This is a genomic window from Niveispirillum sp. FG148 (assembly GCF_057809655.1).
The window spans coordinates 21,267-44,606 of record NZ_JBMDKJ010000040.1 but is presented as its reverse complement, the minus strand read 5'-3'; the positions used below and the strand labels follow the sequence as shown (position 1 = coordinate 44,606).

The following is a 23,340-nucleotide window of genomic DNA, read 5'->3' as shown; positions in this document are numbered from 1 at the left end:
GATTTGAACCAACGGCCTACCGCTTACGAAGCGGTTGCTCTACCGCTGAGCTATCGGGGCGCCGCACGGTGAAGTGGGCGTGCTTCTAGCAAAGGCCCCCCCGCTTGGCAACATGGAATTTTCGCCGGGGGGCCGTTTGTTATCGCTGGGGCCCGTGTGCCTGCGGCCATGCCTATCATTCCGCTGCCGAACAAACGCGGTCCGGTTCTGCGGGATGCGGGTTTTCGAGGGGGATGATGGAAGAGTGGGTGGTGCCGCTGGTGCTGCTGGCGGCGGTGATGCATGCGGGCTGGAACAGCCTGCTGAAGGGCGGGGGCGACCGGCTGGTGGGGATCACCATGCTGAATGTCTGGTGCGCCGTCGCGGGGGCGGCCCTGCTGCCCCTCACGGGCGGCCTGTCGGCAGAGGCCTGGCCCTATCTGGCGCTCTCCCTGGCCTTCCATCTGGGCTATCAGGTGTTTCTGGTGCGCTCCTACCGCGTGGGCGATCTGTCACAGGTCTATCCTGTGGCACGCGGGGTGGCGCCGCCCATGGTGGCGCTGATCGGGCTGGTGCTGGGTGCCGATCCGCTGCACCCGGCGGAGACGGTGGCCATCCTGCTGATTGCCGGCGGCATCGCGGCATTGGCCCTGCGCGGCGGGCTGGGCCTGCGCGCCGACCCGCGGCCCGTGCTGATGGCGCTGGTCACGGGCATGTTCATCGCGGCCTATACCAGTGTGGATGGGTTGGGCGCGCGGGTCAGCGGGGACAGCCTGGCCTATACGGTCTGGCTGTTCATCCTGAACGCCCCGCCCATGGTGGCGCTGGCCTGGGCCCGGCGCGGCGGGGCGGGGCTGTGGCAGGCGGTGCGCGCGGGCTGGCGCCGGGATCTGGTGGGCGGGGTCATGGCGCTCGCCGGCTATGCCACGGCCATCTGGGCCATGACGCACGCACCCATCGCCCTGGTGGCGGCCCTGCGCGAAACCAGCGTGATCTTCGCCCTGCTGATCGCGCGGCTGTGGCTGAAGGAGCCGGTGGGGCGCTGGCGGGCCGGATCGGCCTTGCTTGTCGTGGCCGGCATCGCCACCCTGCGTCTGGCCTGAAACGCCGAGGAACCTGTCCCATGCTCACCTGTGCCTGTCTGCTGCGCGGCATCAATGTCGGCGGCAACAAGATCGTGAAGATGGCCGCCTGGAAGCAGTTGTACGAGGAGATGGGCTATGGCCGCGTGCGCACCCTGCTGCAAAGCGGCAACCTGGTTTTCGACTGGGATGGCGCAGGAACGCGCGCCGACCTGCTGGCGCGGCTGGAAAGGGCCTTTACGGACCGGTTTGGCTTCCAGGCCGACCACATGCTGCGCGACGGGGCGGAACTGGCCGCCGCCATCCGCGACAACCCCTTTCCCGACGCTGCGGAAAGCGCGCCCAATCACCTGCTGGTCTTTTTCCTGTCCGGTGTCCCGGATGCGGCAGGCGTGGCGAAGCTGGAGGCGCTGAAGGGTGGCGCCGACCGTCTGCATTTGTCGGGCGACACGCTCTACATGCATTTCCAGGACGGGGTGGGAAAGGCGGTGCTGGACCCGGTGAAGGTGTTGCGCGCGGCCGGCGTCACCGGCACCTCGCGCAATTGGACAACACTGGGCAAGCTGGCGGCCCTGGTGGCGGCATAGGGTCGGACTGTCAGGCCAGGGTCAGGTCGATCGCGCCGGCCATTATCCTGCCGGTATAGACCGGGTCAAGCAGCAGGCCTTCCAGCAGGATGTTGCCGGAATGGTCATACTCCGCGCCCGTGTCCGGCATCCAATGACAAATATAATGGTCGGGCGGCGGCCGATCGGCGGCACCCGAACCCATGCCAAATTTTTATGGAATGATGCGAATTACCCATCATGTTGTATGCGTTCGACCATAGCCGATAGCCTCCGCGACAACGGATGACAGCGGGTTCAACTGTCGCCGGCCAAGAATGGAAGGGGGTGGCTTATGCGTGTCAATCGTGGGATTTCCGTGGCGTCGGTCACGGCGGCGCTGCTGCTGACCGGGGTGGCGCCGGTCGCCTTGGCGCAGAATGGTGGCTTGTCGGATGCGGGCCAGCTTGAAGAGATCGTGGTCACCGGCTCGCGCATTGCCCGGCGGGACGCCACGGCTGTGGGTCCCATCACGACGATGACGGCAGAGGACATGGTCTATGCCGCCCCGACCTCCGTCGGTGATCTGCTGCAAAGCCTGCCCAGCGTCGGTGTCTCGCTGAATTCCAATGGCACCCAGGGCACGTCGTTCGGGGTCAGTTCCATCAATCTGCGCTACCTGGGCAGTGCCGAAGGCAGCGGCAACCGCACGCTGGTGCTGGTGGACGGGCACCGCTGGGTCAATGCCGTCGGTGGGCGCGGCTTCCGTGACTTCGTCGACCTGAACACCATTCCGCTGGGCATCGTCGACCGGATCGAGGTGTTGAAGGACGGGGCGTCCGCCATCTATGGCGCGGACGCCATCGCCGGGGTGGTGAATATCCACACCAAGACTAAGCTGGAAGGGGTGGAGGCGAATGTCCGCGGCGGCATTACCGACCGCGGCGACAGCGAGAATGTCAGCGCCTATGTCAATGTTGGGCACGGGTTTGACCGGGGCACTGTGCTGCTGTCGGCCAGCTACACCAAGTCCGAGCCGATCCTGACCAGCGACCGCAAGATCACGCGTCGTGCCTTCACGCCGCTGACGGCGGCACCGACCAGCCCGCGGGGCCTGTTCGTGCTGCCGGGTCTGGCCAACAATGCCTATTTCGGTACGCCGGCCGGCTTCGCCAACAATGCGGCCAACGCCATTACCCTGGTCCCCGGAACGACCAGCATTGGCAGCGGTGCCGCGGCGGATGCCAGCTTCCGCGTCGCCACCCTGGCCGCCGACGATTACAACCCCATGACCCAGGGCCTCTATGCCACCGGCCCGGCGGAGCGGGCGGGTCTGTTCGGGCGGCTGACCTATGACCTGACCGACAATGTCACGGCGCGGGTGGAGGCGCTGTACAACAAGCGCAAGTCCAGCCAGCGTTTCGCGCCGTTCCCGCTGGATGTCCGCGGGTCCAACGGCTTCAGCATCTCCCGCGATCAAGCCCACAATCCTTTCGGCACGGCCAATGGAGTGCCGCTGGCCAACGCCCTGGCCTTTTCCGGTTCCAGCTTCCGTATCCAGCGGGTGCCGGTGGAGGTGGGCAACCGCGACAATCTTCAGGATGTGGACACCTACCGGGTGGCCGGCGGTCTGGAAGGCACCTTCGATCTGGCGGGTGAATGGCGCTGGGACGCCTTTGCCTCCTATGCCAGGAACAAGGCCAGTTTCGACGCCGAGAACCAGATCAACCTGGAAAATGTCTATCGCGCCCTGGCTTCGCCTGCCATCTGCGCGGCCGCCGCTGGTTGCGTACCGCTGAACATTTTCGGCACCATCACGCCGCAGATGGCCGACTATATCCGCTACAACGCCCATGATGAGAACGGGGCCAGCCAGTACGATCTGGCCGTCAACGTGTCGCGGGAGCTATGGGAACTGCCGGCGGGTCCGCTGGGATTTGCCGCCGGTTACGAATACCGCAAGGAAAAGGCCTATGATCTGCCTGACGCCTTCGCGGCCAGCCTGTCGACGGTGCTGCCCCTGGTGTCGGGCGCCCGGCAGTCGCCGACCACGGCCCAGTCGCGTGACGCCACGCGCGGCGCCTATGACCTGCACGAGGTCTATGCGGAGGTGAATGTGCCCCTGCTGGCCGATCTGCCGGGGGTGCATCGCCTGGATGTGGATGCGGCCATGCGCTATTCCGACTATTCCACCGTGGGCGGCAAGGCCACGACGAAGTTCGGCCTGTCCTATCGCCCTGTGGAGGATCTGCTGGTCCGGTCCACCTATTCCCAGGGCTTCCGGGCACCCTCCATCCTGGAACTGTATCAGGGGCAGCGCCAGACGAACTTCCAGGGTGTTGATCCCTGCAATGGCGGCGGCAGCGGCAAGCCCGGCTGCACGGGCGTGCCCACGGGCTATAATCAAAGCCAGTATAGTGGCGGTCTGATTGCGGGCGTCACGTCCGGCAATGCCAATCTGTCGCCCGAAACGGCCGACACCTACAGCGCCGGCATGGCCCTGACCCCGTCGGTGCTGCCGGGCCTGACGCTGACGGCCGATTGGTTCGAGATCAAGGTCAAAGACGCCATCGCCACCCAGACGGCGACGCAGATTCTGACGGCCTGTGCCAATACCGGCGCCTTCTGCGATCTGATCACCCGCGCTGCCACGGGGGAGATCACGCGCCTGACACAGGCCGTGGTGAACTTGTCGCGGATTGAGGTGGAAGGCATCGATGCCACCGCCCGCTACACCTTCGCCATCGGCGTCGGTGATGTCGAGCTGGGTCTGGACGTATCCTATCTGGAGAAGTACCGCACCTTCGTGCCGCAGCCCGACGGCAGCATCAGTGTCGATGACCGCGCGGGCAAGGCCGACCAGCCGCGTTCCACCTTCCCGCGCTGGAAGGGGCAGGCCTCGGCCCGCTACAAGGCGGACAGCATCGATCTGGGCTGGAAGGCCCGCTATATCGGGTCGTCCAGCGACATCGCCAACAATGCCGTCAATGGCGGCCGGACCAAGAGCATCGTCTATCAGGACCTGCAGGTGGGTTACACGCTGCCCGACAGCGAGACGCGGGTGGCGCTGGGCGTCGATAATGTCCTGGACCGGCAGCCGCCGGCATCCGCGGCGAACAATCCCATCAATTTCGACATGTACACGTATGACATCCGGGGCCGCTATTTCTACGCCACCCTGTCGACGAAGTTCTGAGAAGCTGAAGGCGCCGACATCGTCCGGGCCGGCGCCGTCCTTCCCGCAAAGGTCCTGTCATGACATCCACGCACGCGCATGATCGTCCCGGCTGGCTGGACCGGGTGGAACGCTGGGGCAATGCCCTGCCGGACCCGGTCTTCATTTTCCTGGCCTTCATCCTGCTGGCGGTTGTGCTGTCGGTCATCGCGGCCGGCGTCGGCTGGAGCGCCGTCAACCCCGTCAGCGGCAAGCCGCTGCAGGTGGAAAGCCTGCTGACGGAGGCGAACCTGCGCCGGCTGCTGGTCGGCATGCAGACAACGTTTACCGGCTTTCCGCCGCTGGGTCTGGTGCTGGTGGTCATGCTGGGGGCTGCCGTGGCGGAGGGGTCGGGTCTGTTCACGGCGCTTCTGTCCGGTCCGATCGGCAAGGTTCCGCGCTGGGGCCTGACCCCGTCCGTCTTCATCATCGGGCTGTTGTCGCATCACGCATCGGACGCCGCCTATGTCGTGTTCATCCCGCTTGCGGCCCTGGTCTATGCCGAGGCGGGCCGACATCCCATGGCCGGTATTGCCACAGCCTTCGCCGCCATATCCGGCGGGTTCGCCGGCAATGTCGTGCCGGGGCAGGTGGATGTGCTGCTGCTGGGCATCACGGAACCGGCGGCGCGTCTGATCGATCCGCATTTCACCATGAACCCGCTGGGCAACTGGTGGTTCAGCATCGGCATCTGTCTGGCCTTCACGCCTGTGGCCTGGTTCATCACTGATCGGGTGGTGGAACCGCGCCTGGGCACCTGGCGTCCCGATGCCGAAGCGGCCGCCCTGGTCGTGCCGCGGCACGGGCTGAACGCGGCGCAGCGGCGCGGCCTGCGTCATGCCGGGCTGGCGGCGCTGGCCGTGGTCGCCCTTTATGCCGCCTTCGCCCTGTGGCCGGATTTCACGCCCCTGCTGGATCGCACTGCCGACGGGCCGCAGCGCACCACGCCCTTCTACAAGGCGTTGATCGGCGGCTTCATGCTGCTGTTCCTGGCCACGGGCTGGGCCTATGGCCGGGCCGTGGGGACCGTGAAGTCCCACCGCGATATCGTGGCCATGATGGGCCAGGGCATGCGCACCATGGCCCCCTATCTGGTCATCGTCTTCTTCGCCGCCCATTTCGTGGCGCTGTTCAACTGGTCCAACCTGGGCCCGGTCATCGCCATCAAGGGGGCGGAGGCGCTGCGTACGCTGGATATTCCGCGGCCGCTGCTGCTGGTGGCGCTGCTGTTGATGTCGTCGGGCTTCGACCTGTTCATCGGCTCTGCCTCCGCCAAGTGGAGCGCCATGGCCCCCGTGGTCGTGCCCATGTTGATGCTGCTGGGCATTTCACCGGAAATGACCACGGCTGCCTATCGCATGGGTGACAGTGTCACCAATATCCTGACGCCGCTGATGTCCAATTTCCCGCTGGTGCTGGTCATCTGCCAGCGCTGGAACCGCGGGGCGGGTGTCGGTTCCGTCCTGGCCCTGATGCTACCCTATGGGCTGGCGTTCCTGACGGCCGGCTGTCTGCTGGTCATGGGCTGGGTCGCATTCGAACTGCCGGTCGGGCCGGGGGCGGCCGTGGTCTATCAGGTGCCGGGTGCCGCGCCATGACGGGATCCAGCGACATGGTGGTGCTGTGCGACATCATGGTGCCGATGCGCGATGGCGTGCGTCTGGCAACCGACATCTACCTGCCGGGCACAGGGACGGGGCCCTGGCCTTTGCTGCTGGAACGCACGCCTTACAACAAGCGCGGCACCAACCATGCCGACCGCACCCTGGCCGATCCAATGCCATGCTCCAAGCCGGAGATGGCGGCAGCCTTTGTGGCCGCGGGCTATGCCTATGTCCTGCAGGATTGCCGGGGGCGTTTTGGATCGGAGGGCAGGTTCACCAAATATGTGAACGAGGCCGATGACGGCATCGACACGCTGGACTGGCTGCGGCGCCAACCCTGGAGTGACGGGCGCATCGGGACGCTGGGCCTGTCCTACTGCGCGCATGCGCAGGCAGCGATGGCCAGCCTGGGCGCGCCCGGCGTCGGGGCCATGGTCATGGATTCCGGTGGATTTTCCAGCGCTTATCACAGCGGTATCCGTCAGGGCGGGGCGTTCGAACTGAAGCAGCTGACCTGGGCCTTCAAACATGCCCGCCTGTCGCCGCTGACCGCGGCCGACCCTGTCCGTCGCGAGGGCCTGGCGACGCAGGATCTGCGGGCCTGGATGGCCGTCAATCCCTGGCGGCTGGGCCATTCCCCCCTGACCGCCGCGCCGGAATATGAGGAATATGTCGTCAGCCAATGGGCCTATGAATGTTTCAACGCGGGCTGGCAGCGGCCGGGTCTCTATGCACGCGGCCATTATCAGGCCTTTCCGGATGTGCCGACGCTGCTGATCAGCAGCTGGTATGATCCCTATGCCCTGGCCATGCCGGAAAATTTTCAGGGTCTGACGGGACCGGGTCGGCAGGCGCCGGTGCGGCTGATCATGGGGCCCTGGACCCACGGGCAGCGATCCGTCAGCCATGCGGGAGAGGTGGATTTCGGCCCGGCCGCCCCGCTGGACGGCAATCTGGCGACCGACTACACGACCCTGCGCATGGCCTTCTTCGACCATCATCTGCGGCACATGCCGGATGCGGGCGACCCGCTGCCGCATCCGGTCAGCCTGTTTATCATGGGGGGTGGGCCCGGCGGTCAGGACGGAGCCGGGCGGCTGTGCCATGGGGGGCAGTGGCGGCATTTCAGCCATTGGCCCCCGCGGGAGGTGATACCCACCCCATTCCACCTGTCACCGGACCAGGCCCTGACACCGGACCCGGTCCCGGCGGGGGTGCTGTCCTGGCAGCACGATCCGCGGCAGCCGGTGCCCAGCATCGGCGGGGCCGTAGCCAGCGGCGGCGACATCATTCCTGCCGGTGCCTTCGACCAGCGGGAACGCGATGGCTGGATGGCCTGTCCCCGGCCCGGCCGGGCGCTGGCTGACCGGCCGGACGTGCTGTCATTCCGCAGCGCACCACTGGAACGGCCGGTTACGCTGGCCGGCCCCGTGCGGGCCCGCATCCACCTGTCCTCCAGCGCAGTCGACACCGACATCGTCGTGAAACTGGTGGATGAATATCCGCCCGGCCCCGATGGCAGTGCCGGCTTTGCCCTGAACCTGTGTCATGGCATCATCCGCGCGCGGTTCCGCGACGGGTTTGAACGGCCGCAGCCGATGCAGCCGGGACAGGTTTATGCCTTCGATATCGAGATGTTTCCCACCGCCAACCGCTTCATGCCGGGCCACCGTCTCCGCCTGGATGTGGCCAGCAGCCATTTCCCGCATTTCGACGTCAATCCCGGGACCGGCACCCCGGCCGGACAGGATCCCGGCATCCCCGTCATTGCGGAAAACCGCCTGCATATGGGGCCGTCGCACCCGTCGCACATCCTGCTGCCCATCCTGCCGGACGATGCCTGACGGAAGGGGGTGGGCATGAGCGGCGGGGCCGATTTCGGGCTGAAGGCCCTGCGTGCCTTCCATCTGATCGTCAAGACCGGCTCCGTCACGGCGTCGGCGGCGCAGATGGGTCTGACCCAGCCCGCCGTCAGCCGCCTGCTGGCGCAGTTCGAGGCGACGATCGGCTTCGAGCTGTTCTACCGCGACAAGGGCCGGCTGGTGCCCACGCCCGACGGGCTGCTGTTGTTTGAAGAGGTGGACCTGGCACTGGGCAATGTGGAGCGGGTGCGCGCCCTGGTCCGCGACATTGCCGATTTCCGCGTGGGGCAGTTGCGTCTGGTCGCCCCGCCCAGCTTCGCCGAAGGCGTGCTGCCCGACATCATCGACCGTTTCCTGACCCGCTTTCCCAAGGTCCATCTGACCATCGACAGCCGCAGCGTGGAAACGGCCAAGACCCTGGTCGCCACCCGCGCCGTTGATGGCGGCTTCATCAAGCTGCCGCTGGATCGGCCTGATCTGACGTCCGTGCCGGTGATCAGCAGCGGCACCGTCTGTGTCCTGCCGGCGGCCCATCCGCTGGCCGACCGCCCCTGGCTGGACCCGGTGGCACTGCGGGGGGTGCCGCTGGTCCTGCTGGGCCTGGGCCGGCTGTCCCGCGCCCATATCGACGCCGCCTTTGCCAAGGCGGGCGTGCGGCCGGAAGTCAGGGTGGAAACACACACGATCGGGTCGGCCTGCGCCCTGTCGGCGCGTGGCATCGGCATTTCCATCGTCAATGAGATGCTGGCCCGCTCCTATCTCTCCGACGGGCTGGTGCTGCGCCCCTTCCGGCCGGATCTGCGACATGATTACGCCTTCGTGACCTCCTCCATGGTCACGCCGTCCCGGCTGGCGCTGGAGTTCCTGCAGGAGACGCGGCGCCATTTCGGCATCGGCGGATAGGTCAGGCCTTGTCCTTCCCCCACTTTTCCCGCCAGTCCGGATCATAGGCGGGCCGGTCCATCTGGAAGGCGTCGCTGTTGCGCACATACCAGCCGCTGCCATGGGTGCGGCCGATCAGCTTCATGGCCGGATTGTCCAGATAGGCCTGGGCGGCGTCGATGACGAATTCGTCCTTCACATGGGCCATCAGGATTTCGCCCAGGACCACCGTCTGACGCGGGCCGATATCCAGGGCGGCGACCTTGCGGCATTCGAAACTGACCGGGGCTGTGGCGATCAGGGGCGGCTTGACGATGCTGGCGGGCGCCGTCGCGATCCCCGCATAGTCGATCTCGTCCACCTCCGGCGGGGCGTCAACGCTGCATAGGCTCATGCGCTCGGCATCGGCCTCGCACACTAGGTTCACGACGAATTCGCCCGTGGCCATGATGTTGGTGGCGGTGTCCTTCATCCCGCCATGGCGGGGATGTTTCATCAACCCCAGCACGATCAGCGGCGGATCGTCGCCCACGGCGTTGAAGAAGCTGTAGGGGGCGGCATTGCGCACCCCGTCAGTGGACAGCGTCGTCACCCAGGCAATGGGTCGAGGCGTGATGGTGGAATTGATGATCTTGTATCGCGCCTGCAGGGGCAGGGCGCGCATGTCGAACTGCATCTGTTGCTTTCCCTTAAACCCGCTGCCGGGCACCGTTGGTCGGATGGTGCGACGGTTGGTACGATCCGCGGCCATTGGCAAGGGGAAAGCGGCGGGGCATGCTGCTGCGTCCTTTTCCTGATCCGCCGGTCGCCCATGTCCCTGTTGCCCCCCGAACCCTATCCCTGGCCGTTCGATGCCGACCATTATCGCATGGCCATGGGTTTGCGCACGCTGGCGCCGGAGCAATGGTTCGCCCCCGATGCCGGTTGGCCCGCGCAATTGGCCCAACGGGGGGCCAGCCTGCGCGACCGCAAATGGGACGTGATGGCCCTGATGCCGGAGGCTTATGCCGCGGCCGAGGAACTGTATCTTTACCTGCGGCGGCACCTGACCAGCCTTTTCCCCGACTGGTTCGACATCGCAGGCGCGGGGATCGAAAGCCGGGTGACGGGGGATGTCCTGGACCCGGATCTGTTCGACCATCCCCTGCATCTGCTGGGGCATCTGCTGCCCGATGATCTGTGCCTGCTGACCCCGTCGGCGGGGGGATGGCGGCTGACGGGCGGGGTGGTCTGTTTCCCGTCCCACTGGTATCTGCCCAACAAGCTGGGCAAGCCGCTGCCGGGCATTCACCGGCCCGTGCCCGGCTATGACGCGAAGCTGGCTGTGCCGGTCGATACTTTCTTCGACAAGCTTGCGCCCGGCCGCATCGCCTGGCGCGCCAACTGGTCGCTGTCGGACGATCCCGAACTGTTCCAACCGGGTCTGAAGGCCCATACCCCACCGGAAGTGGCCATCACCGCCGCCAATGCCGGACAGCGGCTGTATCTGCGTGTGGAACGGCAGACCCTGTTCAAGCTGCCCGACAGCGGGGCCGTGCTGTTCAGCATCCGCACCCATCAGAGGCCGCTGGTCGCCCTGTCTGCCGAACAGCAGTGCCATTTCGCCGCCATCCTGCGCAGCGTGCCGGAAGAGATTGCCACCTACAAGGGCCTGCGGCGGACGGGGCCGCCGGCGCTGGGGTATCTGGAACGGGGGTAGGTTTATCCCACCTGCCGGCCGTCCATGTCGCAGAACAGGCCGAAACGGTGGCGGATGGCGGCCCAGTCGGCGGCCAGCATCTCAAACAGATGCACGTCCCTGGGCACCCCGTCCTTCAGCGCCTGTTCCTTCAACACGCCGACATGGCGGTAACCCAGCATCGTCTGGCCCTTCAGCACGCGTTCATTGCTGTCGAATACCTGATTGACCAGCTTGCGCAGGCCCGAGGTGTAGAAGCAATGGTTCAGCATGGGCGCGAAATTCAGGGCGCCGATGCCGATGCGGCCGCGCCGGTCACCCATATAGAGGCCGATGGTGCCGATCTTCCAGTCGGCATGGGTGATGGTGATGCTGCCATAGCCGACATCCACCCCATCCACCTGGATGATGCGGTGGATATAGTCGGTGCGGGCGTTGGATTTCTCGATCCAGGCCCGCTGCCGGTCGATATCGTCCGGCACTTCGCTGAAGGATTGCGCCGCAATCTCCGGCAGGCGGCGCCAGGCCAGCAGCAGCGCGGCGTCATCGGCGGTCGGCAGGCGGAAGCGCAGGGATTGGGTCATGTTGCCCCCTCCGGGCCGGTCAATAAGGCTGACAGGGCCGCATGCACGTCGCCGATGCGCTGTTCACGCCAGCCCAGGATGCCGGGGCCGGGGGCGGCGTATCGGGCCTGCTGTACCTGTTCGCACAGGGGCCGGTCTTCCGCGACCACCGCCCGTGCGCTGTCCGACAGCATGCTGACCAGACCGCGCCGGAAACTGGCGGCCTTGGCATTGTCCGGGCTTTGTGCCGGCAGGAAGGTCCGCCATTCCAGCCGGGACTGGTCCACCGCCAGGGGCAAAACATGGTGGACGATGACCATGGTGCCAAAGAAGCTGGCGACATACAGGTCGGGAAAGATGAAGACGTGGTCATAGCGGTCCTGCGTCGCGAAACGGCGCAGATTGCCGCGTGCCACCAGCTTGCCCCACCAATCGGCCGTGCCGTCGGCCAGCTTCCAGCTTGACCGGCTGTGCGGCCCCGCGCGCTGCGTGGACAGGTGCTGGCGCCAATCGGCATCGACGGCAGGGTGGATGGTCTGCGGATGCACCGTGGAGCCGTGGAAATCATCCAGCGTGTTTTCCACCAGGATTTTCCAGTTGGCGGCGAAGTCCGTGGCATCGCGGACGACGGGGCTGTCCAGGGCGCCCGACCGGGCCATCAGATCGGCCGCGAACGGGCCCAGCCAGTCGGAAAGCGGCGGGGCATCGTCCCGTTGCCGGCGAAACAGGAAGGAACCGCAGGCGGCGATATCCGCCCCGTCGATCCCGTCGCCCGCCAGACCGGCATAGCGCCAGGGCAGGCGGGTGGCGAGCGCCCGCTGTTCGGCGGCGAACGCTGCCGGATCGTGGAACCAGCGGGGCGGCAGCAGGGGACGGGGCGGGGGCGGTTGGTCGTAATTCAGCATGTCCCCTCCCGCTTCGCCGTCGACCGGTGTCGAATGCTGCCATCGGCGTTGATGATCGACCCATCGGGCAGAGGGGCCAGGCCATCCCGCAGCCAGCCGGCGGGGATGGCGGGATCGGCGCTGGGGTCCGGATGCGCGAAGACCAGTCCGCCTGCGACCGCCACGCCCACGCGTGGCAGGGCAAGGGCGCGGCGGCCTGCTTCGTCCAGATGGAAATCACTGTCATTGAAGGGAATGGCCTTGGGCACACCGTCCCCATCATAGACCCAGGCGTGGTAAGGGCAGCGCAGCGGCCCCTTGCCCGTCGGTTCCGTCAGCATCAGGGCGAAGCGGTGGGAACAGACATTGCGGAAACCGCGCAGGTCCCCGCCGACATTGCGCACCAGCACGGGCACGGACCCGATCCATCCGGTGATCCACTGCCCATGGTCGGCCAGGTCCAATGCCCGTCCCAGCAGCGCCCAGCCACTCATGCCGTGCGGCCCCCATCCACCACCATGGAAGTGCCGGTGATCCAGCGTGCCGCGTCGGACAGCAGGAAGCAGATGGCATTGGCGACGTCATCGGGATGGCCGAAGCCCAGCGGCTGCAGCTTTTCCAGATGGTCGATCTGGTCGGCATTCAGCTTTTCAAAGCCGCGTTCGATCAGTTCGGTCATGACGATGCTGGGCACCACGCAATTGACGCGGATGGCATCGGGCAGCAATTCGGCCGACAGGCCCTTGGTTGCGGCGATGATCCCGCCCTTGGCGGCGGCATAGACGACATTGGCCGGCGAGGCGGCCGTGGCGGCGGTGGAGGAGATATAGACCAGGCTGGCCTTGTCCGCCTTCACCCCCTTCTGCCGCAAACCCTTGGCCAGGGCCAGTGACGCGCCCAGGTTGGTGCGCATCACGTCGTCAAAGAAATCGGCCTGGAAAATGCGGATGGGGCGCAGGGTCTGGATGCCGGCGCAATGGGCCAGCCCGTCGAACGGGCCATTGGTCGCGGCCGCCGCCTTCATCCAAGCGGGAATGGCGTCGATGGCCGACAGGTCGAAGGCGTCGGCCCGGTGCCCGTCCCCCGGCAGATCGGCCAGCGTGGCGGCCAGCCGGCCGGCATCGCGGCCGGTGACGGTGACACGGGCCCCCAGCCTGGCCGCGAGGATGGCGGTGGCCCGGCCAATGCCGGCCGACGCGCCGGTGACCAGGATATGGCGGCCCGACAGGTCCATGGGGTTGATGATGGCGGGCATGGGATCACCCCTTGATGATGCGGGTCAGGCTGGCCACGACACGGTCCTGGTCGACCATGGACATGGCGGGATAAAGCGGCAGTGACAGGCAGCGATCATACCATCCCGCCGCCCCCGGCAAGGCCAGGTCGCCATAGAGCCGGTGGTAATAGGGCTGGGTATGGACGGGGATGTAATGCACCTGGCTGCCGATCCCGTCCGCCCGTAAGGCGCCCATGAAGGCGGCGCGGTCCAAGCCCACGGCGGCGAAGTCGATCAGCGCGACATAGAGATGCCATCCCGCCTGCACCCCCGGCATCCGCCCGGCCGGGCGTAGGATGGGCGCCAGCGGGGCCAGGGCGGCATCATAGGCATCGACCAGCTTCGCCCTTGTGCGCACAAAGGCATCCAGCTTGGACAATTGCGACAGGCCCAGGGCCGCCTGCATGTCCGTCATCCGGTAATTGAAGCCGGGCTCCGGCATTTCATAATACCAGGGGTTGGGCTTGCCATCGGCGGCCAGGGCGGCGTCCGGATCGGTGAAATCCGCCGGGTCGCGGGTCATGCCGTGGCTGACGGCGGCGCGCACGCGTTTGGCCAGCGCGTCATCATTGGTGGTGACCATGCCGCCTTCGCCCGTCGCCATGGTCTTGACCGGGTGGAAGGAAAAACAGGCCAGATCGGATCGGTCGCAGGCACCGACGGCGACCATGGCCCCATCCGCACCCGTCAGGCGCGTGCCCACGGCATGGGCCGCATCCTCCACGATCCTCAAGCCCCGTTCCCGCGCCAGGGCCGACAGGCCCGCCATATCCGCCGTCTGTCCGGCCAGATGGACCGGTGCCAGGGCCCGCACACGCCAGCCGCGGGCTTCGGCCCGGCGGATCGCCTCTTCGGCATGGTCACGGCCCATCAGGCCCGTATCGGGATCGACATCGGCGAAGGCCACCTGTGCGCCCACATAGCGAACGGCATTGGCCGTGGCCAGGAAGGTGACGCTGGGCACGATCACGGCATCATCGGGCCCCAGATCCAGGGCCAGCATCGACACATGCAGCGCCGCCGTGGCATTGGCACAGGCGATGGCATGGCGGGCACCGACCTTTTCGGCGAATGACCGCTCGAACCAGCCGATGGAGGGGCCTTGTGTCAGCCAGTCGCCGCGCAGCACCCTTTCCACGGCGGCGATATCGGCTTCATCGATCCATTGCCGCCCATAGGGCAGGAACGGCCCCTTGCTCACGAATTGCGCTCCAGCAGGCCGCGCATCGCCTCATCCGACAGCCATTCCGGATTGGTGTCGCTGCGATAGCTGAACCCGTCGGCCACGGGGGTGGCGCCCTGCTTGCTGTAGGGACCGCGATCCCACCATTTGAAAGCGGGTTCGATGATGAACCGGTCGGCCAGCTCCACCGTCTGGCGGGCATCATCTTCCGTGATCATGATCTCATGCAGCTTTTCACCCGGCCGGATGCCGACGACGCGGTGGGGCAGGTGCGGGGCCATGGTGCGGGCCAGATCGGTGATGCGCATGGAGGGGATCTTGGGCACAAAAATCTCCCCCCCCTGCATCATGGCGAAGGAGGAGGCGACGAAATCCACGCCCTTGTTCAAGGTGATCCAGAACCGGGTCATCCGCTCGTCGGTGATGGGCAGTTCCTTCGCACCATCCTCAATCAGTTTGCGGAAGAAGGGCACCACGGACCCGCGCGATCCCACGACATTGCCATAGCGCACGGCGGCGAAACGCGTGCCGACGGAGCCCGACAGGTTGTTGGCGGCCACGAAGATCTTGTCGGATGCCAGCTTGGACGCGCCATAGAGGTTGACGGGGTTCGCCGCCTTGTCCGTGGACAGGGCGACCACCTTCTTCACCTTGTTGGCGATGGCGGCCTGCACGACATTTTCCGCGCCATTGATGTTGGTGCGGATACATTCGATGGGATTGTATTCGGCCGTCGGCACATGCTTCAGGGCTGCGGCATGGACGCAATAATCGATTTCCCGCATGGCCATGGCCAGCCGCTGCTGGTCGCGGACATCGCCGATGAAGAAGCGCAGCACATCGCGGTTATCCATGTCCGCGAATTGCTGCTGCATCTCATATTGCTTGAATTCATCGCGGGAGAAGATGACCAGCCGACGCGGCTTGCCATGTTTCAGCAGAAAGCGCGTGAACTGACGGCCGAACGAACCGGTGCCACCGGTGATCAGGACGGACGCCCCCTTGAATAGGGCGGGGGCGCGGGTGGGTTCTGTGGTCATCGGTGATCCGGGTCCGCGGGGACAGGCAGGCAGGCGATGACCCATGCTAGCCAGTTTGGCGGACCGGGTTAAGTATTTCTGCAGCTTGACGGTTCCGCCCCTTGTCAACCGGCTTGGTCGCCGCCGTGCGCATGGGCTAAGGTGGCGCCAGCCCGCCCGTAACGGACCCGAAATGGACCGGAAAAAGCCGCCCGCCGCCGACTCGCCCGCCAAGTTGCTGGACGACGCCATCACCCGCCATCAGCGGGGCGATCTTGCCGGGGCCGTGACCGGTTACCGTTCGGTGCTGGAAAGAGTGCCCGGCAATATCGATACCGCACATCTGCTGGGTCTGGCGCTGTGGCAGTCGGGGGAGATGGCGGAGGGGCTGGACCGGGTCATCGCCGCCGCCAAGGCAGCACCCAAATCGGTCGCCATCCAGAACAATCTGGGCGGCATGCTGATGTCGATCCGGGAATTCGCGGACGCTGAGGCGGCGTTCCGCGCTGCGCTGGCCGTGAAGTCCGACCATGTCGACGCCCTGTCCAACCTGTCGGCGGTGCTGCTGGAACTGAACCGGCCGGCAGAAGCGGAAAAGGCTGCGCGACAGGCTCTGGCCGTGGCGCCCAACCGGGCCGACGCCTGGTCCAACCGGGGTGTGGCCTTGCTGGAACTGGGTCGGTTTGAGGAGGCGGAGAAATGCCAGCGCAAAGCGCTGGCGCTGGACCCCGGTCTGGCCGTGGCCCATGCCAACCTGGGCACGCTGCTGCGGCGCAAGGGCCTGGCGGGTGAGGCTGTGCCGCTGTTCCGCCGCGCCGTGGAACTGGACCCGCAGCAGCCCGTCGCCCGCTTCAACCTGTCGCTGGACCATCTGGCCGAAGGGCGGCTGGCGGCGGGGTGGGAGGATTACGAGGAAAGGTTCCGCGCCCGTCAGCGCCAGTCGCGCCGGGGGCTGGACGCCCCCGCCTGGGAAGGCGACATGCTGGAAGGCCGGCATCTGCTGATCTGGCCCGAACAGGGGCTGGGGGACGAAATCATGTTCGCCAGCATCTTCCCCGACCTGGAAGGTCTGGACGGGCCGGTGACGGTGGAATGCGAGGCGCGGCTGGTCGGGCTGTTCGCGCGGTCCTTCCCGCATCTGCGCGTGGCCGCGTCGGGTACGACGAAGGCCGCCGATTACCAGATCCCGGCCGGCAGCCTGCCCCGCCTGGCCCGGCGGGACCTGTCGCGGTTTCCCGGCCGTTCCTGGCTGTCGCCGGATGCCGGGGCTGCTGCCCGCTGGCGGGGCGCGCTGTCGGCCGGGGGGCCGGCGCTGACGGTTGGTTTCTGCTGGCGCAGCGGACTAAAAAGCGGGGAGCGCAGGGGGCTATATCCGACATTGGCCGATTTCGCCCCGCTGTTCGCCCTTCCGGGCATCCGCTGGGTGCCGCTGCAATATGATCTGGCCGACGTGGCGACGGCGGCGGAACTGGCGGCGGGCTTTCCGGCCGGGGCGGACCTGTACCGCCCCGACATCGACCTGCGCGACGATCTGGACGGGGTGGCGGCCCTGACCTCGGCCCTGGATCTGGTGATCAGCGCCGGCACCGCCGTGTCGGAGCTGGCCGGCGCGCTGGGCGTGCCGGTCTGGCGCATCGGTAGCGACGATGACTGGACCCGCCTGGGCACGGGTGTGCGTCCCTGGTACCCCACGACCCGCTGTTTCCAGACCGGTCCGGGGCGGGGATTTACACTCGTGCTGGCCGGGATGGCTTGTGATCTGCGGGCCCTGCTGCCGGCGTCGGCATCATTGGCACTCACCCCGCCGCTGCCCGCCGATGCGCTGCCCCGCGCCATGGCCCTGCACAAGGCCGGTCGGCTGGATCAGGCCATGGCGCTGTACAGGGCCGTTCTGGCGGCGCAGCCGGACGAGCCGGTGGCCCTTCATCTGCTGGGCCACGCCCTGGTCCAGTCCGGGCAAGCGGCTGACGGCGTACCCTTTCTGGAACGGGCTGTGACGTTGCAGCCCGATTATGTCCCGGCACTGGCCAATCTGGGGGCGGCACTGCGAGGGCTGGGCCGGCCCGGTGACGCGCTGGCCCGGTATCGTCAGGCCGCCCGCTACGCGCCGGACAATCCGCTGATCGGTGTGAATGTCGGCCTTTGCCAGATGGATCAGGGCGATCTGCCGGGGGCGCAGGCGACCTTGTCGGCCCTGGTCCGGACCCATCCGGGTCTGGCCCCCGCCCAGGATGCGCTGGGGCTGGTGCGGATGCAGGCGGGCGATACCGCCGGGGCCATGGCGGCCCATCGCGCGGCCGTCACGGCCGACCCCGGCCTGCTGTCCGGCTGGGTCAATCTGGCGGCGGCGTGCAAGACCGCCTACCGCTTTGCCGACGCGGTGCATGCCTTGCGGGTGGCGTGCGACCTGGCGCCTGACCGGGTGGAAGGATGGGCCAGCCTGGGTTACGCACTCTATCGGCAGGGTGACGTTGCGGGCGCGCAGGGGGCCCTGGATCGGGCCCTGTCCCTGGCACCCGATTATGCCCCGGCCCTGATCGATCTGGCGCAGATCCGGTCGGCGCAGAACCGGCGGGACCAGGCGGTGATGCTTCTGGACCGGGTCCTTTCGGGCGATCCCGGCAATCTGCTGGCGCGCTGGAACCGCGCGCTGCTGGACCTGAATGAGGGGCGCCTGACCCGCGGGTGGAACGATTACGCCGTGCGTTTCGCGGTGGGCGAGGTGGTGCCCGACCGCCGCTTTGCCATCCCGCCCTGGCGGGGGGAGGTGCTGGAAGGCAAGCGTCTGCTGGTCTGGCGGGAGCAGGGGCTGGGTGACGAAATCCTGTTCCTGAGCCAGATACAGGACCTGCTTTCCCAGGGTGCCCGGGTCGTCATCGAATGCGATCCGCGGCTGGTCGGGCTGCTGGCGCGCTCCTTTCCCACGGCGGCGGTGCGGGCACAGACCGACGATCCGCGCGATGCCGATTTCCATTGCGCACTGGGTGACCTGCCGGCCCGGCTGCGCGGGCACTATCAGGATTTTGCGGACAGTGCGGCCTGGTTGCGTCCGGATCCGGCCTTGGCGGAGAGTATGGCCGCGCGGCTTCAGGGATTGCCGCCCGGTCTGCGTGTCGGCTTCTGCTGGCGGTCGCAGAAACTGGATGGTGACCGGGCCCATGGCTATCTGTCGCTGGCGCAGATGCTGCCGCTGTTGACCCTGCCGGGCATCGTGCCCGTCAGCCTGCAATATGACGGGGCGGTGGCGGAGATTGAGGCGCTGGCCCGTGAGCATGCCGTTACAATCCATCGCTTTCCGGATATCGACCTGAAGGACGATCTGGAGGCGGCTGCCGCCCTGACCGCCGGCCTGGATCTGGTGATTTCGGCGCCCACGGCGGTGGGGGAGATGGCGGCGGCGCTGGGTGTGCCTGTCTGGCGCTTCCAGGGCACCCAGGACTGGAGCGGGCTGGGCACCGGCATTCGCCCCTGGTACCCGTGGATGCGCCTGTTCGCGACCACGCCGGTGGTCGATGCGGTGGCGACCATGCGCGGGGAATTGCTGCGTTTGCTTTGCGTGCCCCCGGTCGGTGGTTCGGCACCGCCCCCACCGCCTGCGCCATTGCCATTGACGCTGGCGCAGGCGATGGAACGGCAGCAGGCGGGAGACCTGCAGGCGGCGGAGATGGCCTATCGCCGCATTCTGGACGGTGATCCGGGTGAGGTGGATGCCCTGCACCTGCTGTCGCAGGTCCTGCTGCGCACCGACCGCGCGGTGGAAGGATTGTCGCTGGTCGACCGGGTCCTGTCCATCGATCCGGATTTTGCACCCGCCCACAACACGCGCGGCAGCCTGTTGAAGTGTCTGGAGCGGTTTCCGGCGGCGGAGAAGGCATTCCGCCAGGCGCTGACCCTGCGCCCGGCCTATGCGGAGGCCTGGACGAACCTGGGCGCCGTGCTGGTGGATCTGAAGCGCCCCGCCGACGCGGAGAAGGCGCATCGCCGCGCCCTGGCCCAGCGCGCCGGCTACCCCCGTGCGCAGGTCAATCTGGGTGTGGCTCTGCGCCATCTGGGCCGGTATGCGGAAGCCGTGGATTGGCACAGGCGGGCGCTGGAGACCGCCCCCGGCATGGCGGATGCCTGGAGCGATCTGGGCCTGTGCCAGGCGGCGCTGGGCGGCCAGACGGAGGGACTGGCCAGCCAGAACCGCGCCCTGCAGGTTGATCCGACCTATGCGGAGGCGGCCGTCAACCGCGCCCTGCTGCTGGCCCGCCAAGGCGATATCACCGATGCCCGGGCCGATCTGGGCCGGGCGCTGGTAATCCGCCCCGGCTATGCCCGCGCGCTTTATAATGAAGGTCTGCTGGCCCTGGGTGCCGGCGATCTGGATCATGGCTGGATCGGTCAGGAGGCGCGTTTCGACAGTGGCGAGGTCGTCTGGGGAAACCCGCCGGCTGTCGCCCGCTGGCAGGGGGAACCTTTGGCGGGCCGCCACCTGCTGGTCTGGCGGGAACAGGGGCTGGGCGACGAGACGATGTTTGCCAGCCATTATCACCGGCTGGCGGGACTGGGGGGACCGGTCAGCATCTGGGCCGATCCAAGGCTGGTCCCGGCACTGTCGCGGGCATTGCCCTTTGCCCATGTGGTGGCGGAGGGGACATTGGTGGCGGCTGATTGCCATGTGCCGGCCGGCAGCCTGCCGCATCTGATGGCGCCCGATATCGCCGGCTGGGACGGGGCAGGGTTCCTGCGGCCCGCAGCCGATCTGGCCCGGCTGTGGCGGGCCCGGCTGGCAGCGTTGCCGCCCGGCCTGCGCGTCGGCCTGTGCTGGCGCAGCCAGCTGAATAGCGCCGATCGGGACGCCGCCTATACCAGCCTGTCGGACTGGCTGCCCCTGCTGGCATTGCCGGGCGTCCAGGTGGTCAGCCTGCAATATGACGGTGCCCTGGCCGAAATCGCGGCGATGGAAGCGGCGCATGGCGTGCGGCTGCACCGATGGGACGGTGTCGATCTGCGCGACGATCTGGAAACTGCACTGGCCCTGACCGCCGGGCTTGATCTGGTCATCAGCGTGGCCACGGCCGTGGGAGAGATGGCGGGTGCGCTGGGCGTGCCGGTCTGGCGCCTGTCCGGTCAGATCGACTGGACACGGCTGGGCACCGGGGTGCGGCCCTGGTTCGCCTCCATGCAGGTCATCGATGTGCCGGTGGGCCGGACCCCCGCCCAGCAGGTGCCCGATCTGGTCCGCCGGCTGGTGGCGCTGTGTCCCGACCTTGTGCCGGATGGCGATCCGGCGGGCTGGCTGGAACGTGGCATCGACCTGCAACGGGCGGGCGATGCGACCGCTGCCATGCCCTTCTACCGCGCCGTGATCGGGCGGGAAGGGGAACAGCCGGTCGCCCTGCACCTGCTGGGATTGGCCTTGCAGCAGACAGGCCGGACCCAGGATGGCGAAGCCTATATGGAACGGGCGGTTGCCGCTGCACCCGATTATGCCGCCGCCTGGGCCAATCTGGGCAATCTGCGCCAGGCGCTGGACCGGCCGGACCAGGCTGAAGCGGCCTATCGCCAGGCGCTGTCACTGCGCCCCCGCGACCCCGGCACCTGGACCAACCTGGGCAATGCCCTGCGGACCCAGCGGCGGTTTGATGCCGCTGCCAAGGCGCATGAACGGGCCATCGGCTTCGATCCCACCTCGGCGGTGGCCCATGGCAATCTGGCCGTCGTGTGGAAGGAGATGGACCGCCCCGCCCGGGCGGCGGCGGAATATCGCCAGGCCCTGGATCTGGGCGGGGACGATACGCACCTGCGCGCCGGGCTGGGCGATGTGCTGCGCATCCAGGGCGATCTGCCCGGTGCTCGGCGCGAACTGTCACGCGCCCTGGATTTGGATTCCGGCAATGCCGAGGCCTGGAACAATCTGGGACGGGTGGCGGAAGTGGCGGGTGATGCCGGCGCCGCCCGGCGTGATTATGACCGGGCCCTGGACCTGTCCCCCGGTCTGGCAACCGCCTGCTACAATCGCGGCCGACTGGACCTGAATGATGGGGTGCTGGGGGCCGGATGGGACGGTTATGCCGCGCGCTTCCGGGCGGAGGACAGCATCCGCGGGCGGCGCCTGTCGCTGCCGGCCTGGGATGGGGCCGATCTGGCGGGCAAACGCCTGCTGGTCTGGGGTGAGCAGGGATTGGGTGACGAGATCATGTTCGGCGCCCTCTACCCCGCCTTGATGGCTGCCTGCGGTCAGCTGGTGATCGAAGGCGATCCGCGCCTGTCCAGCCTGCTCGCCCGTGCCATGCCTGCTGCGACGGTACGCGGTGCCACCGATGATCCGCGTGATGCCGATCTGGCCGTGGCAGCCGGTGACGTGGCCGGCCTTTTGTGGCGCCAGCTGGGCGACCAGGAGCCGCGGTCCTATCTGTCGCCGCGGGGTGACCTGCTGGCCCGTTGGCGTGACCGGCTGGCGGCATTGGGGCCGGGGCTGAAGGTCGGCATCTGCTGGCGATCGGGACTGGTGACGGCGGAACGCCGCGCCGCCTATGCGGACCTGGCCGATTTCGCCCCGCTGGCGGCGATCCCCGGCCTGACGCTGATCGATCTGCAACGGAGAGCCACGGCGGCAGAATGGGACGGCGCGGGCTTCACCGTGGCGCACTTCCCGGACCTGGACCTGACGGACGATCTGGAAGGTCAGGCGGCGCTGATGGCGGCCCTGGATCTGGTGGTCACCGCGCCCACGGCCGTGGGTGAACTGGCGGGCGCGCTGGGCGTGCCGGTCTGGCGGCTGGGCCCCCCGGACTGGACCAGCCTTGGCACCGGCGTACGGCCCTGGTTCCCGTCCATGCGACTGATCGATGGCCGGGGGGGCATGCGCGCGGCCCTGGAAAATGCGGCCCGGGACCTGGCGCGGTTGCGGCCGGTGTGATCCCCGCGTCAGCGCCAGGCGTAATTGAAGCTGATGGAGATGCGTTCGCTGTCAGCCTGGTTCAGCGTCACCTCGTGCCGCAGCCAGCTTTCCCACATCAGCAGGGTGCCGGCGCGCGGGGCAAAGGGAATGGACGCCTGAAGCTCGCGCGCGGCCTTGGGCTTGCGCGGCGGGGCGGCCATCATCAGGGGAAGGCGCGGATCTTCGTAGCGGATCGACGAGGCGCCATCCGGGATTTCCACGTAATAGGTGCCGGAAATCACGCTGTTGGGATGGATGTGCGAGCCATGGAAGCCGCCGGGGTCCAGCACATTGATCCAGATATTGTCCAGTTCCAGCTTCTTGTCGCCCAAGGCCCATTCCTGGACCTTGGCGAAATTCTTGGCATGCTTGTCCAGCATTGCCTTCAGGGTCTTCACCGCCGGGAAGCGCCAGGGCAGGTCGTTCAGCGAGGAATATGAGGTGTAGCCCGTATAGCCGTTCTTTTCCGACCATTTCTGGCCGGCGCCATCATCCTCTGCGGCAGACCGGCAACAGGCGGCCAGTTCCGCATTCAACGCCTCCATCCCGTCCAGATCGGCGCGGTACAGACGGGTGGCGAACAGGGTTTTGATGATGGGGGCGGTGGGATCTGTCATGATCCCCAAGGCTTAAGGGCGGGTGCC

General features: G+C 67.3%; 17 protein-coding genes. 8 read left to right on the top strand and 9 right to left on the bottom strand.

Translation table 11 applies throughout. The features are described 5' to 3' along the window. The first annotated feature begins 233 nt into the window (after positions 1 to 233). Entirely contained in the window at positions 234 to 1,082 is an 849-nt protein-coding gene (locus tag ACODTW_RS25850) for an EamA family transporter (RefSeq protein ID WP_488949026.1), read from the top strand. 20 nt (positions 1,083 to 1,102) lie between these two features. Further along, the gene (locus ACODTW_RS25845; RefSeq protein ID WP_488949025.1) at positions 1,103 to 1,648 is read left to right on the top strand and encodes a DUF1697 domain-containing protein; all 546 of its coding nucleotides are present in this window, start codon (positions 1,103 to 1,105) and stop codon (positions 1,646 to 1,648) included. A gap of 10 nt (positions 1,649 to 1,658) precedes the next feature. On the opposite strand, the gene ACODTW_RS25840 is transcribed toward ACODTW_RS25845, so the two are convergent. After that, positions 1,659 to 1,832, bottom strand: a complete 174-nt coding sequence (locus ACODTW_RS25840) for a hypothetical protein (protein WP_488949024.1) — start codon at positions 1,830 to 1,832, stop codon at positions 1,659 to 1,661. A gap of 129 nt (positions 1,833 to 1,961) precedes the next feature. Between ACODTW_RS25840 and ACODTW_RS25835 the strand changes: the two genes are divergently transcribed. The 4 genes from ACODTW_RS25835 to ACODTW_RS25820 are packed head-to-tail and all read left to right on the top strand — an operon-like array spanning position 1,962 to position 9,189. After that, positions 1,962 to 4,802: a TonB-dependent receptor gene (locus ACODTW_RS25835; protein WP_488949023.1), complete on the top strand. Its 2,841-nt coding sequence runs from the start codon at positions 1,962 to 1,964 to the stop codon at positions 4,800 to 4,802. Between the two features lie 59 nt (positions 4,803 to 4,861). Continuing rightward, complete coding sequence (locus ACODTW_RS25830) at positions 4,862 to 6,418, top strand: AbgT family transporter (protein WP_488949022.1); 1,557 nt, start codon at positions 4,862 to 4,864, stop codon at positions 6,416 to 6,418. Next, on the top strand, positions 6,415 to 8,268 hold the full coding sequence (locus ACODTW_RS25825; RefSeq protein ID WP_488949021.1) for a CocE/NonD family hydrolase: 1,854 nt from the start codon (positions 6,415 to 6,417) through the stop codon (positions 8,266 to 8,268). Before ACODTW_RS25830 ends, ACODTW_RS25825 begins: the two co-directional genes overlap by 4 nt. Positions 8,269 to 8,283: 15 nt before the next feature. Beyond that, positions 8,284 to 9,189, top strand: coding sequence for a LysR family transcriptional regulator (locus ACODTW_RS25820; protein WP_488949020.1), 906 nt, complete (start codon positions 8,284 to 8,286; stop codon positions 9,187 to 9,189). Position 9,190: 1 nt separating this feature from the next. Here the strand turns inward: ACODTW_RS25820 and ACODTW_RS25815 are convergent, their stop codons facing one another. Continuing rightward, on the bottom strand, positions 9,191 to 9,844 hold the full coding sequence (locus ACODTW_RS25815; RefSeq protein ID WP_488949019.1) for a flavin reductase family protein: 654 nt from the start codon (positions 9,842 to 9,844) through the stop codon (positions 9,191 to 9,193). 135 nt (positions 9,845 to 9,979) lie between these two features. Here ACODTW_RS25815 and ACODTW_RS25810 point away from each other — a divergent pair, with 135 nt between their 5' ends. Then, positions 9,980 to 10,867, top strand: a complete 888-nt coding sequence (locus ACODTW_RS25810; RefSeq protein ID WP_488949018.1) for a heme-dependent oxidative N-demethylase family protein — start codon at positions 9,980 to 9,982, stop codon at positions 10,865 to 10,867. A 2-nt stretch (positions 10,868 to 10,869) separates the two neighbouring features. Here ACODTW_RS25810 and ACODTW_RS25805 read toward each other — a convergent pair whose 3' ends face one another. Genes ACODTW_RS25805 through pseB form a run of 6 tightly spaced genes read right to left on the bottom strand, consistent with a single transcriptional unit; the run spans position 10,870 to position 15,792 of the window. Beyond that, on the bottom strand, positions 10,870 to 11,430 hold the full coding sequence (locus tag ACODTW_RS25805) for a GNAT family N-acetyltransferase (RefSeq protein ID WP_488949017.1): 561 nt from the start codon (positions 11,428 to 11,430) through the stop codon (positions 10,870 to 10,872). Continuing rightward, positions 11,427 to 12,314: an RHO alpha subunit C-terminal catalytic domain-containing protein gene (locus ACODTW_RS25800; RefSeq protein ID WP_488949016.1), complete on the bottom strand. Its 888-nt coding sequence runs from the start codon at positions 12,312 to 12,314 to the stop codon at positions 11,427 to 11,429. Before ACODTW_RS25800 ends, ACODTW_RS25805 begins: the two co-directional genes overlap by 4 nt. After that, complete coding sequence (locus ACODTW_RS25795) at positions 12,308 to 12,787, bottom strand: aromatic ring-hydroxylating oxygenase subunit alpha (RefSeq protein ID WP_488949015.1); 480 nt, start codon at positions 12,785 to 12,787, stop codon at positions 12,308 to 12,310. Before ACODTW_RS25795 ends, ACODTW_RS25800 begins: the two co-directional genes overlap by 7 nt. Then, positions 12,784 to 13,548 carry an SDR family NAD(P)-dependent oxidoreductase gene (locus ACODTW_RS25790; RefSeq protein WP_488949014.1) on the bottom strand — a complete coding sequence of 255 codons (765 nt, stop codon included), beginning with the start codon at positions 13,546 to 13,548 and terminating at the stop codon, positions 12,784 to 12,786. Before ACODTW_RS25790 ends, ACODTW_RS25795 begins: the two co-directional genes overlap by 4 nt. A 4-nt stretch (positions 13,549 to 13,552) precedes the next feature. Continuing rightward, positions 13,553 to 14,770, bottom strand: coding sequence for a UDP-4-amino-4,6-dideoxy-N-acetyl-beta-L-altrosamine transaminase (gene pseC, locus ACODTW_RS25785; protein ID WP_488949013.1), 1,218 nt, complete (start codon positions 14,768 to 14,770; stop codon positions 13,553 to 13,555). Next, on the bottom strand, positions 14,767 to 15,792 hold the full coding sequence (gene pseB, locus ACODTW_RS25780; RefSeq protein WP_488949012.1) for a UDP-N-acetylglucosamine 4,6-dehydratase (inverting): 1,026 nt from the start codon (positions 15,790 to 15,792) through the stop codon (positions 14,767 to 14,769). Before pseB ends, pseC begins: the two co-directional genes overlap by 4 nt. Before the next feature lie 172 nt (positions 15,793 to 15,964). On the opposite strand from pseB, the gene ACODTW_RS25775 reads away from it, so the two are divergent. Then, on the top strand, positions 15,965 to 22,675 hold the full coding sequence (locus ACODTW_RS25775; RefSeq protein WP_488949011.1) for a tetratricopeptide repeat protein: 6,711 nt from the start codon (positions 15,965 to 15,967) through the stop codon (positions 22,673 to 22,675). 8 nt (positions 22,676 to 22,683) lie between these two features. Here ACODTW_RS25775 and ACODTW_RS25770 read toward each other — a convergent pair whose 3' ends face one another. Beyond that, positions 22,684 to 23,313, bottom strand: a complete 630-nt coding sequence (locus tag ACODTW_RS25770; protein WP_488949010.1) for a TIGR02466 family protein — start codon at positions 23,311 to 23,313, stop codon at positions 22,684 to 22,686. Positions 23,314 to 23,340 lie beyond the last annotated feature (27 nt).